Source organism: Gemmobacter caeni, from assembly GCF_003054195.1.
GTDB classification, from domain to species: domain Bacteria; phylum Pseudomonadota; class Alphaproteobacteria; order Rhodobacterales; family Rhodobacteraceae; genus Gemmobacter; species Gemmobacter caeni.
The window spans coordinates 1-1130 of the sequence record NZ_QBKP01000077.1 but is presented as its reverse complement, the minus strand read 5'-3'; the positions used below and the strand labels follow the sequence as shown (position 1 = coordinate 1130).

The following is a 1130-nucleotide window of genomic DNA, read 5'->3' as shown; positions in this document are numbered from 1 at the left end:
GCTCGACATGACACACAGTCCGATATCCGGGCTCTGCGAGGTGTATGCCGAGATCGAGGCCTCCGACACCGGCGCAAAGGCTGATGCCGCGAAGGCCGTCATGTCTTCCGGGGGAACAAAGAGCCACACGAGGCGTCCTTTCCTGCGCGGTCTGGCCGCTGGGCGATCTTCACCCAGACCTATGGCCAGCCGCTGCGGGTCGGCAAATGGCAGCCGGGGGCCAGCGAGCAGGACAAGGCCACGCTGTTCCGGGCGGTGGCCAATATCGCCGGGGATTGCGCCGCGCTGATCCCCGACACGATGTCGATCGACTTCATCGAGTCGAAATCCATCGGCCAGTCGGGCGATCTGTACGAGAAGCGGGTCAATCACCTCGACCAGCAGATCTCGAAGGCGGTGCTGGGGCAGACCGCGACCACCGATGCCATCGCCGGGGGCCATGCGGTCGGGCGCGAGCACCGGCTGGTGCAGGAGGATATCGAGGGCGCGGATGCCAGCGCGCTTTCGGCGATCATCAACCGCGATGTGATCCGGCCGTGGATCCAGCTCGAGTTCGGGCCGCAGAAGCGCTATCCAAGGATCAGGATCGGCCGCCCGAAGACCGAGGATCTGAGCGCGCTGGCCACAGCCGTGGACAAGATGGTCCGTCTGGGGATGGAGATCGAGGAGGGCGAGATCCGCGCCCGCTTCGGCTTCTCCGAACCCAAGCCCGGCGCCCGGCTTCTGCGGGCGGCGGCGCCGGTTTTGGCGCCAGATCCGCCCGACGGTGCAGGTGAAGCCGGGGGTCAGGACCGGACTTCAAAAATTAAACGGGTTTCCGGCGAAATTAAACGGGGTCAGGGCCTCCCGGGGACAGAGACCGCCCTTCAGGCCCGAGGCCCCTCAGCGGCGATTTCTGGCGGTCCCAGCGCGGCCACCGATCCGGCTGTTGATCTGGCCGATCAGCTGGCCCGCGCCGCCCCGCCGGTGATCGACGGGATGATCGGCCAGATCGAGCTGATGATGACGGCCGCCAGCAGCCTCGAGGAGTTCCGACAGATGCTGCTCGCGGGCTTCCCCGGCCTCGATGCGCAGGCCATGGCGCAGCTGATGGCGGAGGCCTTCCTGACCGCTGATCTGGCCGGGCGTCT

General features: G+C 67.0%; 1 protein-coding gene. It reads left to right on the top strand.

Annotation, left to right across the window (positions count from 1 at the left end; all coding sequences use genetic code 11):
* Positions 1-165 precede the first annotated feature (165 nt).
* On the top strand, positions 166-1130 hold a 965-nt coding region (locus tag C8N34_RS25835; protein ID WP_342352698.1), incomplete at its 3' end, for a phage portal protein family protein.